This is a genomic window from Formosimonas limnophila (assembly GCF_014652675.1).
In the GTDB taxonomy this organism is placed as follows: domain Bacteria; phylum Pseudomonadota; class Gammaproteobacteria; order Burkholderiales; family Burkholderiaceae; genus Hydromonas; species Hydromonas limnophila.
In genome coordinates this window covers 165,561-187,579 of the sequence record NZ_BMZG01000007.1, presented here as the reverse complement: position 1 = coordinate 187,579, position 22,019 = coordinate 165,561, and the positions used below count along the sequence as shown (strand labels likewise).

Genomic DNA, 22,019 nt, shown 5'->3' with positions numbered 1-22,019 from the left:
GCTGTTAATTGTTAATGTACAGTTCTCTTTATCAAACCACCTTGGTGACTTAATCGCCGACTTGTCGTCAGCACAGAAGGGAGATTATGATACTTTATGTTTAATCCGTCAAGCTATTTTTTTACAATTCATAAAGCAACAGGCGAAACCTCTCAAACCGTCGTTTCTCAACCGCCTTGGCAGCAGAGAAGCGAGATTATGAACACTTTCGACAAATCGGTCAAGTACTTTTCAGAGTTTTATAAACATTCTTTGCAAAGCCTTGTGACAACTGAGTTAAACGTGAGTTACTTTCAGATGATTATCCCAAACAACACCGAATTGTTGACGTAAATCCAGTTTCTCTTGCCAACTGTGGGTGTCAAAGTAACGAATGTCGCCATTTTCACCAGAGGCAATAAGCGTTCGCCCAACATGCGCCAAACCATAGACCAGGGGGACAGGTAACGTAATGAGCCAGCGACCATCACTGCGCCAAACCATGACTTGGTGAGCTTTAGGGCAAGACACAGCGCAATAAGTCTGCCCATCACTGACCACACTGGCAGCGTACCCTTGCGCGGCGAACTCATGTTTTTCTGGTGCGCGTAAAGCCACCAGTCCAGAGTTGGGGTGCCACATTGCAGCAACTGCAACATCTTTTTGATTGACTTCACTGGGATTGTACTCATATTGCAATGCAATAGCCAAACCACCTTGCGGCAACATGGCCAAATGTCGAATCGACATCCGCGAATCTGGCAGCTGCGCTGTGTGCTTGATTTGTCCAGTGTAGGCGTCAATGATGGTTAAGTTCGGCTGCATATTTGCCACATTTAGCTTCATGCGCCCCATCTCTGGTCGCGTGAGTATCCCGCCGTTGGCAATGGCTACGTTTTGCCCATCCGGCATGAGCAATAACTCATGTGGACCAATCCCGCCACTGTCGAATTCTTGAATTACCTCGCCCGTTCGCCCGTCACGCACGGTGAGCAAGCCTTGATCAGTGTCCAAGTTTTGGTCGGTTGTGAGCAATCGCCCATCTGGTCGCATGATGCCGTGGCCAAAGCCAGCGCGCGAGCCGTCATATTGATAAGTGTGTAACACCTCACCCATGCGCCAATTCACTCGCCGCATATATTCTGAGGGTCGGCGCGCAAACAGCCACGCTTCGTCAGTATTAATCACCTCAATATGGTGGCCGCGAGTCGGCAAGCTCGTTTGATGTGTCAACTGAGGTAGAATCCGCCCCGCTCCCTGTTGCCCTGATTGATTACGCCACGCGCCCAACAAGGCATAACCATCCAAGCTGCTGGGTACGGCGCAACCAATCAGCGGAAGCGCTGCCAGTGCACTGGCTTGTTTGAGGAATTGTCTTCGTGAATTCATAAAGTATCTTTATGCCAAAATCCTCAATCGCCATCAGCGTCATTAGCGCTGATCGTCACACCTACCGCAGGTGCAATATCACTATCCAGCAAACGCTGCACTTGCTGAATCGCTGTGATGGTTTGAGTCACCCCAGTCGGTAAGGCTTGACCAGCCAATGGCGCAAAGTTCTCTGGCAAGTTGGTAGCATCATCTTCGGTTTTTTTCACGGACTCACGCAGTTGCTGGGCAAGACGATCTTGGCCCACAGATGCCAAATAATCCACAAAACTCGGCGCTGCGCCCACTAACTCATCCTGCCAAACGCGCCATTGCGACGTGAAAAGTACCTTGCCTTTGCCAGCATAGGGTGACAGAACCGCCTCTTTTTTGTTCACAGCGATTTTGGTGAGGTCTTTGCCTGCCAACTCGTTCGCACGGCTGATGTAGAGATTGGCCAATAAATTAACCGCCGCACCTGTGGCCGCGGCATCTTTTTTAGCGAGCAGCTCAGATTGTTGGCTCATGAAGCCGTGCATGCTTTGATTGATGTCTTTGGCGACGACAGTCAACTCAGCACCCAGCCATTTCGCATAACTGCAGCGCTTGGCATCTTTTTCGATTTTGGCTGAGCCATATAATAAATACTCTAAAGCGGTCATGCCTTTGGCAGCGGCGCCGACCTTGTCCGCTGCGGACTGATCTGTTGCTGCGTTTGCGCTAATTGCCTCCTCGATGAGTGCGGGGCGTGCAGGTCGAAAGTAAATATGCCGCAATTGCGCACCAAGCGTTTCGGGACCTACACTGATACTTGATGCCGCCAGCCATGATTGGTAGGTTTTCAACCACTGCTCGCGCACGGCGGTGCTGTTACTTTTTTTCTCACAGAGCTGATTGAGCGCGACAGATAGTTTGTCTGTTTCAGCCAAGGCCACATCATGACGACTCATGACACGCTGATAAGCTGCCGTGACCCACTCATTGGTTTGATCATTAATCACCGGCATTTTACTGGACGCACTCGCGGGTGATTCAGTGACAACTGTCACAGGATCGCTTACCGGCTCAGGCGTATTGGGCTGACAGGCAGTGAGCAAAGCACCTGTTGCAATCAAACTGGCCAATGTGAATCGTTTCATAAAATATCTCATGCTTTGCTTATAAAGTATTCAGAAAATGCAGCAGGGCTTTGCGATCTGCGGCATTCATATTCAAAAAAGCATCTCGGCTTTTGGTTGCAGAGCCGCCATGCCACAATATCGCTTCACTCACGTCACGGGCACGACCATCGTGCAGATAAAACGCGTAACCATTAACCGCTTTCAGCAAACCAATCCCCCACAACGGCGGTGTGCGCCACTGACGACCATTGGCCAAGCCATCGGGACGATGATCCGCCAAACCCTCGCCCATGTCGTGCAGCAACAAATCAGTGAACGGTGAAATCGCTTGTCCCGATAATGCTGGGAAGTCTTTAACCAAGCCCGTGGTATATTTCTCCACGTGACAAGCCACGCATTGAGCCTCTCGGAACAACTGTTTACCGCGTAAGGTCAAAGGCTCACTCGCCTCACGTTGATTAGGTACCGCCAAGGTTTTTGAATACAAGATCACTTGATTCAAGATGTCATCGCTAATCTCATGACCAGCCGCATCATTGCCATTGGGCGCAGCCATGCAGTCTTTTTGAGCCTGTGTGCAGTCTTGCTCTGGGAACAGAGACGATGTGATGCCGATATCACCATGAAAAGCCCCCGCCGTCTGATGCGTGACAGTCGGGACATTTGCTTTCCAACCAAATCGACCCAGCATGGTTTTTCCACTCACGGCATCTGTGACATAGTTCGCCACTCCTGCGGTCATGCCCAACTCACGTTGACGGACTTGATTGGTCAAAACATCTTGCTCAGTGATGGCTTCGAGCAAACCCAAACCAATCATCTGCGGCGCCAAGCGGGGTGATACCAGCGTATTGGGGTGCATCGCCCCATAAGACAAATTTTTGAATCGGTAGGTTGGCTGGTGCAAGCTGTACGGCGTACCATCAGCAAACTGCCCTTTGAGTTCGGTGTAAACGATTTCCACTTCGCCCTCGGGCTTCACGCCCTGAATGGCTTGGTTATTAAATTGTCCGCCATAAGTTGGTTCAGGCAACTGCTCGCCATTTTTTCCCAAAACTGACAAGCGCAACAACAAACCCATGGGTTGCTCCGTGGTCAACCCATCAAACACAGGCGGCATATTACCACGCCCGTCCAATGTGTGACAGCCACCGCACGAGCTCGCGATGAAGTGTGGCCCTAAGCCGTCACGCGCCGTGGTTGATGATGGTGACTCAACCCAAGGTTTTTTAAAAAACGAATTACCCACGAAAAAATCCGTCTGCTGCTGGTCAGTCAGCAACGTTGAGGGCAAAGAAAAGGCATTTTTACCCTGCTCAGCGACCCCGCCTGCACCACCGAGCTGCTCGTCGCCTTTTTGGTAGCTCGCCCGTGGCTCATGAAAAAAATTAAACCACACAACCACTGCAATGGCGGCAGTCAGCGCGGCCAATAGGCCCCATACCAAACGCTTTGTCATATTTCACTCAACACCAAAAGATAAACGCTGATTATAATCGTTCTCAATTGTAATTTGAACGATTTATTCATCGCCTTAGACTTAATCCCGAATCGCCAAAATACCAAAAAGCCGAGCATGAAGCTCGGCTATGTCCATTTGAGTCACTTGATCACACTGTCTAGCATTAACCTTCGGTGTTGAGTTTATCCACGCCAACGGCTTTAGCGGCCTCAACCAAGCTGGCCGCTTGCTGCTTGAGTGCCGCGATGGCCGCTTCGATTTGTTGGCGACCTTCGGGTTTGATGAGTGCTTGATCAAATGGCCCAGTGATGGCTTGTGTCAATTGAGCCGTTTTGCTCAAATCAGCGGTCATCTTTTCTGCCGCGGCTGTATTAGCCTTGGCAACCAGTGCTTGCAAAGATGCACCGCTCACGGTACTGCCGTCCACGCGTTTGTAACTACCCAGCCAAACGTTTTGGATGCCTTGGGCATTGGTAATGATGTCGCGGTGGGTGTTGTCTGAGAAGCATGAGTGCTCGTCCTCTTGGTCTTTACTCGCCAGAGCGACTTCCATGCGCTCACCCGCCAACTCAGCGCGTGAGAGCGCGCCCATACCCACCATGATTTTACGCAGTGATTCTGGGTCTTTTTCAAACTTAGCGCGGAAATTATCCGCGTTGGACGCCCATTCTTTGGTCAAACCATCCAGTTGCTCCACAAGCAAAGCTGCCGTGAGCTTAAGGTATTCACGGCGACGCTCAGCGTTTGGCGCATCAATGAAATCTTTGAGTGGACGCGCACCAGGACCTGCTTCGTTGAAGTCTTGCCCCCATAAGAGAAACTCAATCGCATGATAACCTGTGCTGACGTTGGCTTCACCGCCACGCTCGTTGGCCTTTTTGAGTGTCTCGATGTCCAATGTGATTTTTTTGTTATTGATGATACCTGCTGTCGGCTTGCCCTTCACACCATCAATATAGGCCTCATCCAACGGCCAAGCATTGATCATGCCTTCAGGACCGTCATCCGAATCGATCGGGCCGCTGTAAAAGCGAAACACTTCTGACTGACCATACGGCTCACGCGCAGCCAACCACGCGGCTTTGGCTTCTGCCAACCCTGCATCGGTGGGATTGGCCACAAAAGCATTCACCTTCTCCTGAAGGACTTTAGCCAATTTAGCCGAATCCTCGTATGTCGCATGCACAATGTTGCTGTAATTTGCGACAACATCCGCTGGGGTGACGTCTTTTTTTATATCAGTGACAGGTACAGAGTTTACTGTTTGCGTGGTTGCTGGTTTTGTCTCTGCTGATTTATCACCACATGCCGTCATAGCCAAAACAGCGGCTGAGATGGCAAGCATGAGAGGTTTGTTAATGACACGGATGGATTGCATGGTGTTCCTTCAATTGTGAAATAATTATTAATGATAATAGTTTTTATTTGCGTTGTCAAACTCACCAACAATTGCACATCATGGATTCATCTTCATCACCCGCAAAAAAATCCCCCATCAACGATAGAGGATTTCTATTGTTCTGAATCAATAACAAAAGCTGCTTATCACTGGGTGTATCCATTTTTCTGAGCAATGTCCATGATGGATTTTTCGATGGCTTTGCCTAAGTCGTCGCCCTCATGATTGGCTTGCTGTTTGGTCTTGGCATCAATGTAAGACTGGCGCTGCGTAGATAATTCGCTGATTTCCTTTTGAATTTGAGCACGCTCAGTACTTTTCGCTTCAATGAACGCGGTTTTTTCAGCGGCTGTTTTGCCTTGCAACTCTGCGGGCAGTTCTCTATCTGGTGTATTCATCACAAAATTTTTGTCATCTTTGTATTTGTCCACCACATCCCAATTGCTGTTGCTATAAGCCGCACTTTTTGATTTCGTCACTGCACGTTCAACGGAGTTGGCTGCTGACAGCGACGCTGCATTCATATCCTGTGTGACTTGCGCTTGTTTTTTGGCATAGCCCATACTGCCGTAACCGATGTAAGTGTCATTGAGCTTGTTGTTGAGCGCAGAGATTTTTGCGTCGTATGGGGTATCGATGTGACGGACTTTCGCATCGGAGTTAATGGCAAAATATTTGCCTAAACCACGCTCAGCACCATCTTTCCAAAGTGTGTTAATGGCATCTTTGACGTCACCACAGTAAATAGTATTGATGTAAATATTGCTTCGACGCGCGTCAGAAATCGCCTCTCTATAGTCAACACCACCTTGATTAAATGGCTCATTGCCAGCGACATAGACCAGCTTCATGCTGCCACGTGAGCTATTCCACTCCAACCCTTTGGTGGCATCTGCAATGACAGCACCAACATACTCATTGCCGCCGTTGGTGCGTAAGGCAAATAGTTTTTCGGAAATCAGATCCAAATCCTGCGTGAGCGGTGTGACTTGACGTATCCAGTTTTTGCCCTCAGACAAATCATTGTTGCCATATTCATATAATGCGATTTGAATTTTGGGCGTTTGGCCATTGTATTTGAGGGTGGTTAACGTGTTAACGATGTTCCACAACCGTGATTTGGCTTGCTCAATCAAACCGTCCATACTGTTGGATGTGTCCAGCAAAAGCGCGACTTGAATGGTGTTGTTGTCGCTGGGCATGACGACAACACTTTTGGCCGAGACGCTGCTGGCAAATAAAACTCCGCTGGCAATAAGACTGGCAGCGGCAGTTTTTCGAATGGTTGGGTTCATGAAGTCCTCCTTGGTTATATTGAAACTAAACTACTAATGCCCAACAACGACTTCAGTTGACCAACCTTCATGAATTTAGCTTATCGCTAGCTTTTGTTTTTTTGTAGCATGATGGCCGTTGGGTCGTTCACTGGCGCGTGATGGAGATAAGGCATGATGGTTTTTTTCGCGTTGAGATAGCGCGTATTCTTTTGTAGTTCTACCCAGCCAATCGCCTCACCAACAGCCTTGAGCGTGTGCAATGTCTTTTGCGATGTGGTTTTTAAGTATTTTTTTTGCAAACCATCAAGCGCTTGATCCAAATCGTCGGGACGGTTGCACAACAACACCTGATCACAACCCGCATCAAGCGCAGCTTGCACGCGTTTCACCACGTTTGGAATCAAACCCGCCGCGCCTTTCATCGACAAATCATCGGTCACAATCGCACCTGTAAAACCCAACTCCTCACGCAGCAGCGTCAACCATTTTTTAGAAAAGCCCGCAGGCTGGTCATCCACTTTGGTGTACACCACATGCGCAGGCATGATGGCGGACAAGTCATGGATCAATTCTTGGTATGGTAAAACATCAGCTTTCAGTATGGCTTTAAGTGAACGTTTATCGACGGGCATATCGACGTGAGAGTCTGCAATAACGTAGCCATGACCTGGAAAATGCTTGCCACAGTTGGCCATACCTGCTTGCAGCAGACCATGGTTTAGGGCTTTGGCCAATAAGATCACCACACGCGGATCGTGTGAGAATGCACGGTCGCCAATCACGGTTGAGCCACCGTAATCAATATCCAAAACAGGTGTATAACTGTAATCAACATCAACCGCACGCAACTCGGCAGCCAACACATAACCAGCAGAAGTGGTGACTCTGATGGCATGCAAAGGATCTTTTTCAAATAATTTTCCCAACACACGCATCGCCGGCAGATGTGTAAAGCCATCGGCCTTGAATCGTTGCACACGTCCCCCCTCATGATCAACGCTGATGAGTAAATTGGCTCGCTCTGAGCGAATCTGCTGAATCAACTCTGTGATTTGTTGACGTGACTCAAAATTTCGGCCAAACAGAATCACCCCACCCGTCATCGGATGATGGATGCGACGAATATCGTCTGGGGTTAAGGATTTGCCCAATAAATCAATGACTATGGGTCCCATAGGAATATCTTGTTTCATCATACGTATCTCAATTATTTGATTTCAGCCACCACAAATGCACAAACCATATCGCGCTCATCGGTCATAGACACATGAAAGCTCAAACGCTTTGACTCACACCATAATTTAAGTGGTTCGGACAACAAAACAGTGGGTTTACCAGAAGGCGCATTGACAAACTGTGCGACGCGCCAACTCATGGGACTGTGCATGCCAAGGCCAATCGCTTTGGACAACGCCTCTTTGGCCGCAAAACGTGTGGCGAGAAACAACAACCCGCGCTCACGATGACGCTCAAAGCGTCTACGAAAAATCACCAACTCTTCATCACCCAAAATCCGCTGGGCAAAACGCTCGCCGCGTGCCGCATAAGCCTCATGAATGCGGGTGACATTGAGCAGATCAGTGCCAACACCATAAATACTCATACACTCACCTTATAGTTGAGCATCAAGTCGTCTCCGCACTGACCACGAACCCCCCAGTTTTCTTGAGGCGTCTCAAAAATCGTGATTTCAATATCATGTGGCGCAATACCTGTCCGCTCCCTAATGTTCTCAAACAAATGTTTCACCAGTGATTTTTTTGCCTCTTTGCTGCGTCCGACAAACATCGAGATTTCAATGATGGTATACGCGTCACTACGATCTGCGGGATAAATAAAATCTGCCGCGTCTAACGCGATAAATCGCTGAAACTTTTTCTCAGGTGGATACGACAATGCCTCAATGAGCGCATCATGGATGGCCGTGGACAGCCCATCTCGATGTTGGTTAATCGTGGCTTTTCGTGCGTAAATTTTGATTTGGGACATATGAAAAATTAGAGCGGATGTTGATACGCTTGGTTCAACCGCGCTTTAATCATTTCAGCCTTGATGTCACGCACCGCCGCTTCTAAGCCCGTGAAAACTGCCTGTGCGACGATGGCATGGCCAATATTCAACTCATCAATGACGTCGATTTGAGCAACCGCTTGTACATTGGTGTAATGCAAACCATGCCCTGCGTGGATGCGTAAGCCAAGGCGTTTAGCTTCATAAGCCGCAACACGAATACGCTCCAACTCATACGCTTGCGCTTCAGGTGTCAGCGCATCGGCGTAGCATCCTGTATGAAGCTCAATCACAGGCGCGCCCACATGAGCCGCCGCTTGCATGGCTTCGATGGTAGGGTCAACAAATAAAGAAATTTGGTGCACGCCTGCATCAGTCAAACGCGTCATAGCGTGCTTCACTTCATGGGCATAGCGCGCCACATCCAGCCCGCCTTCGGTGGTGATTTCTTCACGTTTTTCGGGAACGAGGCAAATATCTCGTGGCGCAATGCGACAAGCATGGTCAATCATCTCATCAACAATGGCCGACTCAAGATTCATGTGGGTGTGCAACACTTTGTTTTTGAACGCCTGAGCCAAAGCAGCAACGTCCGCATCTTGAATATGACGGCGGTCTTCGCGCAGATGCACGGTAATCAAATCAGCCCCTGCTCGCTCAGCAATGATTGCTGCATCCAATGGCGACGGATAAATGGTGCGGCGTGCCTGACGCAGCGTGGCCACATGATCAATGTTAATGCCAAGACGAATCATAAAAACCCCAAAACGTAAACTCAATCAAAAAACTCAACCCAAACCTTGCAAATCCAGCAACAAATTACGCGTGTGCAACGGTTTATCACCCACGTATTGATGCAAAAAATGCCTCAGAAGTATTTTAGCCTCTTGTGCGGTCTGTGGGGCATGAAAATCGGCATTTCGCATATCGAGCAGCGTTTGTCCATGCACGGTGATGGCTGCATTGGCTTGTAAAATCCATTCATGCTGACTCAACCCATACAGCGCATTAGGCTCAATATCGCCCACCACAGACAACGGCACACCAAAACCCAGTTGCTCCAGCAACTGCATTTCAAACCCGCGCAACACGGCTGCATGCTCAGCCACAGGGCTCAAACTCAAATCCGCCAAACTGTGCTGGTAAGCGTCAAACAACCCTTCGTGCACATCATCACGCGCCAAACCACGACGCAGCCATTCATTCATGTAGTAGCCAGAGATCAACGCTGCGCCCTGCAACATCGGAATACCACCGACCCACTCCGCATCAAGCAATGTTTTGACATCGCTTTTGCTGGTGAAGCTCATGGACAAGGTTTGGAATGTTTGAAACACACTCGCGCGCCACTGTGTATAAGGCCGCTTCGCGCCTTTTGCCAACACACTCACGCGGCCATAATGGCGTGTAAATACATCGAGCAACAAACTGGTGTCGCGATAAGGGTGGCTGTGCAGGATATACGCGGGTTCATGCAGCACCTTCGCCACGGCCCGTTTAAGACGATTCGGGCGAGAACCATGAGTGGGTGTACTTTGAGTCATTTGATTAACATTAAAAAACGGCGGGCAAAAAGCCCGCTCGATTCAACTCATTCATAGCCAAGGCTACGCAGGCTGGCTTCAGAGTCACCCCAACCACTGCGCACCTTCACCCAAACCTCTAAAAACACTTTGCAGCCAAAGAGTTTTTCCATGTCCTGACGCGCTTCAGATGAAATACGTTTAAGGCGTTCGCCATCTTTACCGATAATCATGCCTTTGTGTGCTTCACGTTCAACGATGATGGCTGCAGCGATTCGGTACAAATTACCTTCTTCCTCAAACAATTCAATCGTCACAGTGCAACCATATGGGACTTCGTCACCAGACAGCCTAAATATTTTTTCACGAACAATTTCAGTGGCCAAAAATCGTGTAGGTCGGTCGGTGATGTCATCTTCGTCAAAAAATGGTGGATTCTCTGGTAGCAATGGCTTGATCTGTTCGAGCAACACTTGGGTTTGAATGCCTTTTTTGGCACTCACGGGGATGATCTCTTTAAAGTTAAATTTGGCAGCGACTTTTTGCACGAAGGGCAATAAGTCATTTTTGCGCTCTAACTCATCGACTTTATTCACCACCAAGATCACAGGGGTTGATTCAGGCAAAATTTTTAAAACTGCCTCGTCTTGAGAAGTGAATTTCATCGCTTCAATCACCCAAACCACCGCATCAACCTCACCCAAAGCCTGAGAGACATTGCGGTTCAGCACACGATTGAGCGCGCCGCCGTGCTTGGTTTGGAAACCTGGGGTGTCCACAAAAATATACTGCGTGTTGTCCTGAGTCAACACGCCGTTGATGCGGTGGCGCGTGGTTTGTGCTTTTTTTGACGTAATCGACACTTTTTGGCCAATGAGCGCATTCATCAAGGTCGACTTACCGACATTGGGACGACCAATAATGGCAACGAAACCTGTATGAAAGGTGTCAGTGTTTAGGGTGTTTGGCTCTGTGTTCGTCATAATCTATTGATCTTCTCGTGAGATACGCGCTGATGAGTTTTCACCACGCGGGCATCGTTTGATTGAATTTATTTCAATTGTTTGGCTGATTTTTTTGCGGGTTGAGCGTCTAACAACAGCATGGCGGTATGAGCCGCATTTTGCTCCGCGAGTCGACGCGTACTGCCCGCCCCTTCGGTTCGGACAGCCAAAGCCTCAATCACGCAACTGACCGTGAAAACTTGCTCATGAGCCGCACCACTGGTGTCAATGATGTCGTACTTAGGTACAGCGATTTTGATGGCTTGTAGGCGTTCTTGCAACTGGGTTTTAGGGTCTTTACCCGCCTTGTTCGGATCAAGGTCATCAAAGAGGGGCTGATAAAGTGACACAATCACCTTCTGAACCGCATCAAAACCTGCGTCTAAGAAAATCGCCCCAAAGATTGCTTCCACCACATCGGCCAAAATTGACGGCCGCTCAAGGCCACCACTGCGCAATTCGCCTTCGCCCAAGTAAAGGTAATCAGAAATCTTTAAACGGCGAGCAATCGACTCCAATGCATCTTGTTTGACCAAATGCGCACGCACACGCGATAGCTCACCTTCTTTGATATCCGAAAACCGCTGATACAAACAATGCGCAATAACAAAGTTGAGCACGCCATCACCCAAAAACTCCAGTCGTTCGTAATGTGTCGCGGCATAACTGCGGTGGATCAAAGCTTGACGCAACAACGCCAGCTCAGTGAATGAATAACCGAGTTTGGCCTGCAAACGGCTCAGAGATACTTTGGTCAATTACTTACCCTCAAGACTTTGGAAGCGGTTAAACGACAACCCAGACGGTGATGGAATGTTGTCCCAATGCAACCAAACCGCACTGGCGCGACCGACAATGTTTTCATCAGGCACAAAGCCCCAGTAGCGACTATCGGTGCTGTTATCACGGTTATCACCCATCATGAAATACTGTCCTTGCGGCACAGTGCATTCAAAACCAACCCCGTTAGGGAAATAAGTACACGCAGGCTTACCTTGCAAGCCTTCTGTCATTTGCAAATAATCAAATTGTCGATCATCCACAGGTGGTTTATTGTCTACAATCAAAACATCATGGTTGCGTTCACCCATTTCGTTCGCTCGCGAATTAGCAGGATGACCATCAGCAGGAATACTGCCGTCAATAGCGGCTTGATACTGATAGGCTTTGCCATTGACCGTGAGCTTTTTGTTTTCATAACGCACCACATCACCAGGTATACCGATAACCCGCTTAATGTAGTTTTGGTTTTTATTTAAAGGGTACTGAAACACCATAATATCGCCACGCTGTGGGTTACCAATGGACATGACCACATGATTGCCTATCGGTAACCGCAGCCCATAAACGTATTTATTCACCAAGATGAAGTCACCTGTGTACAGCGTCGGCGACATTGAACTTGATGGAATACGAAACGGCTCATATAGAAAAGAGCGTAAAATGAACACAAACGCCACTACACCAAATAAGCCAGCGGTATATTCTAACCACAAAGGACGAACCAATGCCGCATGAACCGCATCGCCATAACCACCCTTCATTTGAGCGCGAATGGCTTCAGCGGCTTGTCGACGCTTCGGCGCAAACACGACTTTGTCGAGCACCCAAAAAATACCCGTCACCACAAATAAAATTGTCAACACATATGCAAACCACATATTTTTATTTCCTATAAATACTGATTAAATGAATCAAAACCAAGCGGGGCGCTCATTGAAACGACATCAGCCTGATTAATCATCCACCCGCAAAATCGCCAAAAACGCTTCTTGTGGCACTTCAACCGAGCCCACTTGTTTCATGCGTTTTTTACCTGCTTTTTGCTTCTCTAATAGTTTTTTCTTACGTGTGATGTCGCCACCATAGCACTTCGCCAAAACGTTTTTGCGCATGGCTTTGACGTTCTCACGGGCAATAATGTTTGAGCCAATCGCCGCTTGAATCGCCACATCGTACATCTGGCGCGGGATCAATTCACGCATTTTCGCTGCAACCATGCGACCACGATGTGCAGAATTCGAGCGGTGGACGATGATGGCGAGCGCGTCGATTTTTTCGTTGTTGAGCAACATATCGACTTTCACAACGTCGGCTGCACGGTACTCAAGAAACTCATAATCCATTGAGGCGTAACCGCGCGAAGTGGACTTAAGCTTATCGAAAAAGTCCATAACAACCTCCGCCATCGGAATCTCATACGTGAGCTTCACCTGACGGCTGTGGTAAGTCATATTGGTTTGGATGCCGCGTTTGTTGGTACACAGCGTCATGACCGCGCCGACATACTCCTGCGGCATAAATAAGTTCACCGTCACAATCGGCTCGCGGATTTCTTGGATGCGGCTCGGGTCAGGCATTTTGGATGGGTTTTCCATAGTAATCATTGAACCATCACGCAAAATAACCTCATACACCACAGACGGTGCAGTGGTGATTAAATCCATGTTGAACTCACGCTCAAGCCGCTCTTGCACAATTTCCATATGCAACAAACCAAGGAAGCCACAACGGAAACCAAAACCCAATGCCTGAGACACTTCTGGCTCATAGTGCAATGACGCATCGTTCAGTTTGAGCTTTTCGAGCGACTCACGCAACGCGTCGTACTCTGATGATTCGACAGGGAACAAACCCGCGAATACTTGCGATTTGATTTCCTTAAAGCCAGGTAATGGCTCTGGTGCAGCTTTACGCGTGGCAGAATGTACGTGGGTAATCGTATCACCCACCTTAGCCGCACCAAGTTCTTTGAGACCCGTGATGATGAAGCCCACTTGCCCTGCTGACAACTCAGGCAAATTTTTAGATTTCGGCGTAAATATGCCCAAATGCTCAACCCCCAGATTCACACCTGTCGCCATCATTTGGATTTTGTCACGGGTTTTCAGTGTGCCGTTGACCACGCGAACCAGCATGACCACGCCCACATAATTATCAAACCACGCGTCAATCAACAATGCCTGCAATGGTGCATCCGCATCGCCAACAGGTGGTGGAATGCGCTCAATCATGCGTTCAATGACATCCTGCACACCAAAACCCGTCTTGGCAGAGCACAAAACCGCGTCAGAGGCCTCAATGCCAATCACATCCTCAATCTCAGCAATCGCATTGGCTGGCTCAGCGGCGGGCAAGTCAATTTTATTCAAAACAGGCACAACTTCCATGTCCAAATCGAGCGCGGTGTAACAGTTCGCCACCGTCTGTGCTTCCACCCCTTGTGACGCATCGACAACAAGTAGTGCGCCTTCACACGCCGACAACGAACGCGAGACTTCATAAGAGAAATCCACGTGGCCAGGTGTATCAATTAAATTAAGGTAATAGGTTTCGCCATTGCGTGCTTTGTATTCTAATGCGGCGGTCTGCGCCTTAATCGTGATGCCACGCTCGCGCTCAATGTCCATTGAGTCGAGCACCTGTGACTCCATTTCGCGGTCAGACAAGCCACCACACATGTGAATGATGCGGTCAGCCAAAGTGGATTTACCATGGTCGATGTGGGCGATAATGGAAAAGTTACGAATATTTTTCATGCAGATTGCTTATTTTTGGTTGGAAGTTGCTGCGTTGGCAGTCGTTCAGAACTGTTTCAAAAAATTTAAAACCGAGACGCACTAAAGTCCGAGATTTTACTCTATTTTGAGTTTAAGCCTTGCGTTATCTGGTCACACATTGCAGTGTCTTGTAACTGGCGTACAATGCCACTTGAATCAAGCTATTTTAAGGAGCAAATATGGCGGGCGCACTCGACGGAGTCAAAGTCATTGATTTATCTCGCATTTTGGCAGGCCCATTCGCCAGCCAAACTCTCGGCGACATGGGCGCAACCGTGCTCAAAATAGAACACCCAAACGGCGATGACACTCGCCGCTGGGGGCCGCCATTCGTCACACGCGACGATGGTTCGGTCGATGCCGCCTATTTTTTCTGCTGCAACCGCAACAAAACCAGCGTTTGCATTGACTTCACGCGCGACGATGACCGCGCACAGCTCGTTGAGCTGATTAAAACCGCCGATGTCCTTATTGAAAATTACAAAGTCGGCAGCCTCGCCAAATACCAGCTCGATTACAACAGCCTCGGCCCACTCAACCCAGGTCTGATTTACTGCTCAATCACAGGATTCGGCCAAACAGGCCCTTACAAAGAACGCCCTGGTTACGACGCCCTCATCCAAGGTATGGGAGGTCTCATGAGCATCACAGGCGAAGAAAACGGCCCACCCCAAAAAGTCGGTGTCGCCGTCGTTGACCTCATGACAGGCCTATACGCCAGCACCGCCATCCTTGCCGCCCTGCGCCACAGAGATAAAACAGGCGAAGGCCAACACATCGACCTCGCCCTATTCGACGTACAAGCCGCCATGCTCGCCAATCAAGCCGCAACTTACCTCATGAGTGGCCAAGTCCCCACCCGAAAAGGCTCAGCCCACCCCAGCATTGCCCCTTATCAGCCGCTCAAGGTCAAAGACGGTTACATCATGCTCGCAGTTGGCAACGACAAACAATTCAAATCCCTATGCGAAGCTGCAAATTGCTCGCAGTTAGCAAATGATGAACGCTTTTCAACCAACCCCGCACGCGTCCAAAATCGTCAAGCCCTTGAAAACCAACTCACAGAACACATGCGACTCAAAACCATCGACGAATGGATTGCCTTGGGTGAGCAACATAGGTTTCCTTGCGGCCCAATCAACAGTATTGATCGTGTATTCAAAGATAAGCAACTATGCTCGCGCAACATGATTGTAGGTGAAGAAATCAAAATGGTAGCTAATCCCATCAAGCTCTCTGAAACACCAATACAAAATTATCGAACACCTCCATTGCTTAAAAAATAAGAACAATAACAACAGCTGTCTTTTTCACTAAAGACTCAATCAAAACCCAAACTAACGTAGAACACAAAACATAATCTAAGCCACGTAAAATGTACTAACACATCACAAAATGGAGGAAAACAATGAAAATCATCAAGCCCTACGGACAGACCCGCGTACAACCCCGCAGCCAGCGTGACTTCTATCCCCATGCAAATAACACCTGCGTAGACCTGAAACAAACCTTAGAGCAAGACACCGACGCGCTCATTGCCGTATGGGTATCGACGATAGATAAGATTTTTGGCAAGCCTTACGCATTGAAACCGGTAGACTTACCCAAGCGTGAAAAATTCAAACGTGAAGAAGACTACAACAAAGCATGTCAAAAGCGCAAAGACAGCTACGACAACAAAAAAGCAAATTACAAACTACGTCAAGCGGTATCAGATATTGCATATAAACAAATGTGCTCACATATTCTCGCGCAGCAACATGAAGAAGCCAAAATCAAGTGGACGCATAAACAAATTTTATCCAGCGAGCTTGATTCCAAAAAACCACTTGGGTGTAAATTAGGGAAATATTATGAATGGTTCGTACAGCAAAAAATTGACCAGACGGCAGACATACACAGCTTAGCCGAGCTGATAGTGATGCGAATCGAGCGTCACATCCATCAAGGCGAAATTCATGGTGCCCTATATGAAGAAAAAACAATTACTAGCTTACGCCACCAAAAGCACGGATTAATCAGCAATCGTGCTCACTCGGTCACCGTAAACACCCCAAACAAAAAAAATCACCAACAAAAATATGCGTACAGAGAATTTAGCTCTGAAGCACTCAAACAGTACCAAACCATTACAGGCAAAAACAATCCATCTGATGTGATTAGCCAAATTTATAAACTGGCCAAAGACAAACAAACCAAATCGCCTCAACAGGGGAAAATCATCAAGCGTAAAGACATTGCACCTTTGGTTGGGAGGTTATTACGCGAGCACTCACATCAAGCCTTTCACGATTGTGTAACCGTCGCAGATATTCAAAGCAAATACCCCGATGCCTTTGCATTACACCAAGCCATAAAAGCTTACTATAAAAGGCTCTTTGAAAGAAACGCTATACTCCTGTCGCACCTACCCACAGACTTAAACGACATAGTGCACAAAATTCATCAGACCCAAGGCAACCAAGACCTCAACGCACTCATCCGTTTGGGTAAAGTCATTCACTACCAATGGATGAACGACCAACAAAATCAACAAAGCCAGTCTGAATGGCAAGCCCTACTGGATATAGATATGGAAAACAGCCCGTTTTGGCACAGTGTGGGGCAATTTAAAATCAAAAATGACGAGGCATTTTTGCGCATGTGGCGTCATTGTCTCGCTCTTGCCAATCGCTCATTTTCGCTATGGGTCAATCCAGAATCCTCTGAGCACAAAGACAGTGATTTATTAACCAAAGAATTTTTCGAAAAGGCATTGGAACACAAGCCCAATTTAGAGCAGTTTTACAGCCGTGCAAACGATTTATTCACAGACCAAGCAGAACGATTCAACACAGCAGACCCGCAAAAAACACTGCGCTTTACCCGTTATTTATTAGTGTCATTGCGCAACCAAATTTTTCACTTCAAAGGATTGCCTCAATTTTTATCAGAAAACATCAACCAAGACATATTGGATGAAGGGATTCTCAAAAACAAACTCAATATTCAAGGCAACGCAAATAAAGTCAACGAACAATTAACTCAGTATCAACCTACCCGTGACGCCATACAAACAATCTATACCAGCGACCTTGCCAAACGTGCCGAGCACTTGGCACACATCATGCAAGGCTTAAAGGTAGAGCAATGCTTTACCCGCAGCGAATGGAAAACCATCACGCCTTACCTGACACCGTTCCAAACGGATGATAAAAACCCCTTGCTGCTACCCCGTTTTTCGCGCTTATGGCAACGCGCCAATTGACTGGCACAGCACAGCACCAACAGCGCAGAAGCAGCACCGTCCTTTTTTCCAGAGTTTCCAACCAGCGAACAACGCAATAGTAGCGTGCAACCTTGGCATCAGTGCCGTTACAGTATGCTTAAATGGATATATGAACACGCATTTGCCAATTGGTTGCACAGCAAAGGCTCAGGCAAGGAAGTCAATAAATGGTTTACACACGTCGCTCAAGCCACCACGCAACGTGCACAAGAGAATGACGATGCCCTATCCATCGCTGAAAAAGTCTTAAAACGCTTGGGCAATGACCCCATCAGTCCAGCCAAATTCATGAGCGAACTCATCTCCGAAACCCAAAAACTATCGGGCAGCCAAACCGAAAAGCAAGACAATGTCAAAGCCGCCAAAGCATTAGAAAATTTCAAGCTCGATTGGTTTGTCAAGGCATTTGAAAAATTCATCAACAACGACCAACAGACAGAGCTCAAAAGACTGCTGCAACGCCAAGCCAATGGCAATGAACCAATGATAGGAGAAGGATTAAAGGCAGAAGAAAAACTCAACTTCACCGTCATCCAAGAATCATTACAAGCCAATCTCGAAGCACCAACAGACGATCAAAAAGAAACAGAGCAAAAAGCCTACATCTACTACGTCCTCCATCTGATGACCAACGATGCGGTTTCTCTATTGCGTCACCAGTTGCAAAAATGGTGGATACTCTACAACCAATGGCAAAAGGACCCCGCATTCAAACAAGGTGAATTTTACATTGATAAGCAACAAACCAAACTCTACCGCCGCTGGACAGCCGTCATGGATTTATACCTACTGATACAGCAAGCCCAGTTTTTACGCCAAGGTCAAGCGACAGGCAATATGAAAACACTGCCCAGCTGGGTCTATGACCGATACGAAGCCGACGAGCATGGCAAAAAAGACTACGTTAACGACTTGTTTCATCAAGGGAGCCACACACTTATCCCCTATCGACATCTGCGATTACTGGAACGCTACGGATACGCCCAAATCCACCAACTACTGCAAAAAAATAACGCCCCAACCATCAGCCACACACACCATGTACATCCGTGGCTAACGCGAGATGAGAACGCATTGGCACAAGCGCATGCCTACAAAGAAGAACTGCATCAAGCATGGGTAAAACACTCCGAAAACCCATCGGACGAAAAGGCACTCACCGATGCGCAAATAGAACACTACAAACAGGTTATAAGCATCATCAGTGCTGCCAAACAACAACAGAGCGCCGTACTGCTTCAAGATGAGTTTAAACGCTATCAACTCCTTATCAATATACTCGGGCGATTGGTCGACTATGCAAGCTTGTGGGAGCGCGATGTGGTCTTTATCTGCTGTGCTTTATTACACCAACTACACCAAACCCAGCCCAATGTTTTGACGCCTATCGCATCCATGAAAGAAAAAGACCGAAAAAAATCGCTCAATGAGGGCGAACTCAGCTCCTTGGTGGATCAAGTCATTGAGAAAAGCGATCTAAATGCCACGCCAACCATCACAGCCCTATACGCCGCACTCAAACGCATGGGTTATAAAAAACCCAGCGAGCGCGCAAATGGCTGCAAGATGTCTAAATACAAAGATACACGTAATCAATTGGCGCACTTTGGTATGCTGCACCCAAAGCAAGACAAATTGAGTCTCTCATCACTCATAGATACCACGCGTGAACTCATGTCCTACGATCGCAAACTCAAAAATGCGGTCAGTTACTCCATCATCGATATGCTTGAGCGCGATGGACTGAGCGTGAAATTGACATTCAAAGACCATCGGATTGAAAGCGCGAAAGTAGACAGCCGAACCATCATCCACCTTAAAGGTGAAAAAGACCCGTATGATCAACCCATCACCGAGCGACAGCACGGAGAACATTATGTCCAACTGGTTCAACAATTATTCTAGTCCATGGAGCCTGCACAAAAAATGCTCATCACCACCCCACACCCTGCTTCCAAGGCGGCAAGGTTTAATCAAGCTCCTTAACAAACCAAAACCGAGCAGGTCGATGCGTGCTAGATGGTATGCTACAGTCTGCCCCATTACTTAGGGGTTTAGTCAGCCAATATTGTTGGCTTGAGTAAAAAATGGAGTCATTGCGGACTTGAGCCCATCGTCGAAGCGACAGCACCTCCATTCGTAACAACGATGACAACTATCGCAGCTTCCATAAAAACCAACCTTAGACTGAATAATAACGTGTCATTTAAATGAAATTTTTTTACCAAAAAAGTTATTTTTCTTTTATAATCAATGCGTTACAAGCATTCGGTCTCAATAGACCCCTAAACAATGGGGGACTGCACCTAAAACCTCAACTCTATAACCTTGCTTTTTGTCTCAATAGACCCCTAAACAATGGGGAAATTTGGACTTAACTTGGGCTAAAGGTGTCAGCGAGCAGCGAAACCAATCTATTTTTTAAAAACCTTATGAGACAACCACATTTTTTAAAAACTCGTCTTGCTTATTGATTTTATTGCCTAATTTCTTCTGGCCTCACCAAAAAGCCTTTGACTATCAAGACGTCGGAGCTTACTTATTTGCACATTATTATCGAGCAATGAACAACAACCTCCTCTTATTGCTGATGAAGCAGACAGCACAATGCCCGCAGGCGCGGGCATTGTGCTCACCATTTGTAAATGGTTTAGTAATGTTCAGAAGGCTATGCCTCTGTCAAAACAATCTGGCCACCAACGCCCCACTGTACCGCTCACTCAGTGGAATCCACACTTGGTGTGAGCTGCCTGGCGCGACATCAATTTGATCACCTTTTTGGTTTTTCATCTCAGTCACGGGCAATATTTGATTGCCTTTCGGATGAATGATTTCGAGCCGATCACCGACTGCAAAGCGGTTTTTGACGTCAATTAATGCCCAGCCTTCACGCATTTCTATAACATGCCCCGCGTATTGGCTGCGTTTGGCCTCAGAGTGACCGCGCAGGTAGTTTTGATGCTCTTGACTGTGATGGCGTTGATAAAAACCATCTGTGTAACCACGATTGGCCAATCCTTCTAAATCAGCCAACAGCTCAGGGTTAAACGGACGCCCCGCAACCGCATCGTCGATCGCTCGGCGATACACCTGTGCGGTTCGAGCGACGTAGTACATGGATTTGGTTCGCCCCTCGACTTTGAGCGAATCGACACCGATTTTCACCAAACGCTCGATGTGCTCTAAAGCGCGCAAATCTTTACTGTTCATGATGTACGTGCCATGTTCATCTTCCATGATCGGCATCAACTCTCCTGGGCGATTGGCTTCTTCCAGCAAATACACCCGATCCGCATCGGGATGTCGGCGAATGTCACCGCAGTCGGCGAATGATTGATTGGCTTCTTCTTGCGCCTTACCAAAGTCAAATTGGATGGTTTGCGGCCTGATTTCACCTGCATCGCCCTCCTCTGCCGCGATGGTTTTGTAGTCCCAGCGGCACGCATTGGTACATGTACCCTGATTGCTATCACGGTGATTCATATAACCAGACAACAAACAGCGTCCAGAATAAGCAATGCACAACGCACCATGTACAAAGACTTCCAGTTCCATGTCAGGGCATTCTTGGCGAATGCGCTCGATTTCATCCAAGCTCAGCTCACGAGATAAAATCACGCGCTTGATACCGACTTTTTGCCAAAACTTCACCGTGGCACTGTTCATCGTATTGGCCTGAACCGACAAATGAATCACCGCTTCAGGCCAACGCTCCAAAACCATCATAATCAACCCCGGATCAGCCATAATCAACGCATCAGGCTTGAGTGCCATCAGCGGTTCCATGTCTTGCAGATAGGTTTTGACTTTGTTGTCATGCGGCAGCAGGTTACTGGCGATAAATAGCTTTTTGCCGCGTGCGCGTGCTTCCTCCATCCCGATTTTGAGTTGATCGAGTTTAAATTCATTGTTGCGCGCCCGCAAGCTGTAGCGCGGCTGCCCCGCATAAACGGCATCTGCACCGAAATCATACGCAGCGCGCAACCGTTCTAACCCACCAGCGGGCAACAAAAGTTCAGGGACTTTAAGCATCATAACCTTCCTTACG

At 47.9% G+C, this 22,019-nt stretch carries 17 protein-coding genes and 1 pseudogene; 3 read left to right on the top strand and 15 right to left on the bottom strand.

The window, feature by feature from the left end:
- The coding region (locus IE082_RS11290; RefSeq protein WP_229809778.1) for a hypothetical protein at positions 1-202 on the top strand (202 nt) is incomplete at its 5' end.
- A 74-nt stretch (positions 203-276) separates the two neighbouring features.
- Here the strand turns inward: IE082_RS11290 and IE082_RS08170 are convergent.
- The 14 genes from IE082_RS08170 to lepA all read right to left on the bottom strand — a co-directional run bounded on the left by IE082_RS08170 (position 277) and on the right by lepA (position 14,682).
- The gene (locus IE082_RS08170; protein ID WP_189493420.1) at positions 277-1,368 is read right to left on the bottom strand and encodes a DUF1513 domain-containing protein; all 1,092 of its coding nucleotides are present in this window, start codon (positions 1,366-1,368) and stop codon (positions 277-279) included.
- Between the two features lie 23 nt (positions 1,369-1,391).
- Positions 1,392-2,486 (bottom strand): imelysin family protein, encoded by a 1,095-nt coding sequence (locus IE082_RS08165; RefSeq protein ID WP_189493419.1) that lies wholly within the window; start codon positions 2,484-2,486, stop codon positions 1,392-1,394.
- 19 nt (positions 2,487-2,505) lie between these two features.
- The gene (locus tag IE082_RS08160) at positions 2,506-3,927 is read right to left on the bottom strand and encodes a di-heme oxidoreductase family protein (RefSeq protein WP_189493418.1); all 1,422 of its coding nucleotides are present in this window, start codon (positions 3,925-3,927) and stop codon (positions 2,506-2,508) included.
- Positions 3,928-4,093: 166 nt separating this feature from the next.
- On the bottom strand, positions 4,094-5,308 hold the full coding sequence (locus IE082_RS08155) for an imelysin family protein (protein ID WP_189493417.1): 1,215 nt from the start codon (positions 5,306-5,308) through the stop codon (positions 4,094-4,096).
- Between the two features lie 167 nt (positions 5,309-5,475).
- On the bottom strand, positions 5,476-6,624 hold the full coding sequence (locus IE082_RS08150; RefSeq protein ID WP_189493416.1) for a vWA domain-containing protein: 1,149 nt from the start codon (positions 6,622-6,624) through the stop codon (positions 5,476-5,478).
- A gap of 86 nt (positions 6,625-6,710) precedes the next feature.
- A complete protein-coding gene (nagZ, locus tag IE082_RS08145; RefSeq protein WP_373295086.1) occupies positions 6,711-7,802 on the bottom strand; it encodes a beta-N-acetylhexosaminidase in 1,092 nt (363 codons plus the stop codon).
- Positions 7,803-7,813: 11 nt separating this feature from the next.
- Positions 7,814-8,209 carry a holo-ACP synthase gene (gene acpS, locus IE082_RS08140; protein WP_189493415.1) on the bottom strand — a complete coding sequence of 132 codons (396 nt, stop codon included), beginning with the start codon at positions 8,207-8,209 and terminating at the stop codon, positions 7,814-7,816.
- Positions 8,206-8,595 (bottom strand): tautomerase family protein, encoded by a 390-nt coding sequence (locus IE082_RS08135; protein ID WP_189493414.1) that lies wholly within the window; start codon positions 8,593-8,595, stop codon positions 8,206-8,208. The genes acpS and IE082_RS08135 overlap by 4 nt, the downstream gene beginning before the upstream one ends.
- Before the next feature lie 8 nt (positions 8,596-8,603).
- Positions 8,604-9,371, bottom strand: coding sequence for a pyridoxine 5'-phosphate synthase (locus tag IE082_RS08130; protein WP_189493413.1), 768 nt, complete (start codon positions 9,369-9,371; stop codon positions 8,604-8,606).
- Between the two features lie 33 nt (positions 9,372-9,404).
- Positions 9,405-10,160 carry a DNA repair protein RecO gene (gene recO / locus IE082_RS08125; protein WP_189493412.1) on the bottom strand — a complete coding sequence of 252 codons (756 nt, stop codon included), beginning with the start codon at positions 10,158-10,160 and terminating at the stop codon, positions 9,405-9,407.
- Between the two features lie 47 nt (positions 10,161-10,207).
- Positions 10,208-11,122, bottom strand: coding sequence for a GTPase Era (gene era, locus IE082_RS08120; protein WP_189493411.1), 915 nt, complete (start codon positions 11,120-11,122; stop codon positions 10,208-10,210).
- Between the two features lie 68 nt (positions 11,123-11,190).
- Positions 11,191-11,901 carry a ribonuclease III gene (gene rnc / locus IE082_RS08115; protein ID WP_189493410.1) on the bottom strand — a complete coding sequence of 237 codons (711 nt, stop codon included), beginning with the start codon at positions 11,899-11,901 and terminating at the stop codon, positions 11,191-11,193.
- On the bottom strand, positions 11,902-12,804 hold the full coding sequence (gene lepB, locus IE082_RS08110; protein WP_189493409.1) for a signal peptidase I: 903 nt from the start codon (positions 12,802-12,804) through the stop codon (positions 11,902-11,904). It lies immediately after the preceding gene.
- 75 nt (positions 12,805-12,879) lie between these two features.
- Positions 12,880-14,682 carry a translation elongation factor 4 gene (gene lepA, locus IE082_RS08105; RefSeq protein ID WP_189493408.1) on the bottom strand — a complete coding sequence of 601 codons (1,803 nt, stop codon included), beginning with the start codon at positions 14,680-14,682 and terminating at the stop codon, positions 12,880-12,882.
- 200 nt (positions 14,683-14,882) lie between these two features.
- Between lepA and IE082_RS08100 the strand changes: the two genes are divergently transcribed.
- Positions 14,883-15,989 carry a CaiB/BaiF CoA transferase family protein gene (locus IE082_RS08100; RefSeq protein WP_189493407.1) on the top strand — a complete coding sequence of 369 codons (1,107 nt, stop codon included), beginning with the start codon at positions 14,883-14,885 and terminating at the stop codon, positions 15,987-15,989.
- Positions 15,990-16,111: 122 nt separating this feature from the next.
- Positions 16,112-19,876: pseudogene (cas13a, locus tag IE082_RS11285) on the top strand (type VI-A CRISPR-associated RNA-guided ribonuclease Cas13a).
- 774 nt (positions 19,877-20,650) lie between these two features.
- On the opposite strand, the gene trhP reads toward cas13a, so the two are convergent.
- Positions 20,651-22,006: a prephenate-dependent tRNA uridine(34) hydroxylase TrhP gene (gene trhP / locus IE082_RS08085; protein WP_229809777.1), complete on the bottom strand. Its 1,356-nt coding sequence runs from the start codon at positions 22,004-22,006 to the stop codon at positions 20,651-20,653.
- Between the last annotated feature and the right edge of the window lie 13 nt (positions 22,007-22,019).

Excerpts from the sequence above, each read along its gene's own strand:
- IE082_RS08170 (WP_189493420.1), bottom strand. The coding sequence starts at position 1,368 with ATGAATTCACGAAGACAATTCCTCAAACAAGCCAGTGCACTGGCAGCG.
- IE082_RS08165 (WP_189493419.1), bottom strand. The coding sequence starts at position 2,486 with ATGAAACGATTCACATTGGCCAGTTTGATTGCAACAGGTGCTTTGCTC.
- IE082_RS08160 (WP_189493418.1), bottom strand. The coding sequence starts at position 3,927 with ATGACAAAGCGTTTGGTATGGGGCCTATTGGCCGCGCTGACTGCCGCC.
- IE082_RS08155 (WP_189493417.1), bottom strand. The coding sequence starts at position 5,308 with ATGCAATCCATCCGTGTCATTAACAAACCTCTCATGCTTGCCATCTCA.
- IE082_RS08150 (WP_189493416.1), bottom strand. The coding sequence starts at position 6,624 with ATGAACCCAACCATTCGAAAAACTGCCGCTGCCAGTCTTATTGCCAGC.
- nagZ (WP_373295086.1), bottom strand. The coding sequence starts at position 7,802 with ATGATGAAACAAGATATTCCTATGGGACCCATAGTCATTGATTTATTG.
- acpS (WP_189493415.1), bottom strand. The coding sequence starts at position 8,209 with ATGAGTATTTATGGTGTTGGCACTGATCTGCTCAATGTCACCCGCATT.
- IE082_RS08135 (WP_189493414.1), bottom strand. The coding sequence starts at position 8,595 with ATGTCCCAAATCAAAATTTACGCACGAAAAGCCACGATTAACCAACAT.
- IE082_RS08130 (WP_189493413.1), bottom strand. The coding sequence starts at position 9,371 with ATGATTCGTCTTGGCATTAACATTGATCATGTGGCCACGCTGCGTCAG.
- recO (WP_189493412.1), bottom strand. The coding sequence starts at position 10,160 with ATGACTCAAAGTACACCCACTCATGGTTCTCGCCCGAATCGTCTTAAA.
- era (WP_189493411.1), bottom strand. The coding sequence starts at position 11,122 with ATGACGAACACAGAGCCAAACACCCTAAACACTGACACCTTTCATACA.
- lepB (WP_189493409.1), bottom strand. The coding sequence starts at position 12,804 with ATGTGGTTTGCATATGTGTTGACAATTTTATTTGTGGTGACGGGTATT.
- lepA (WP_189493408.1), bottom strand. The coding sequence starts at position 14,682 with ATGAAAAATATTCGTAACTTTTCCATTATCGCCCACATCGACCATGGT.
- IE082_RS08100 (WP_189493407.1), top strand. The coding sequence starts at position 14,883 with ATGGCGGGCGCACTCGACGGAGTCAAAGTCATTGATTTATCTCGCATT.
- trhP (WP_229809777.1), bottom strand. The coding sequence starts at position 22,006 with ATGATGCTTAAAGTCCCTGAACTTTTGTTGCCCGCTGGTGGGTTAGAA.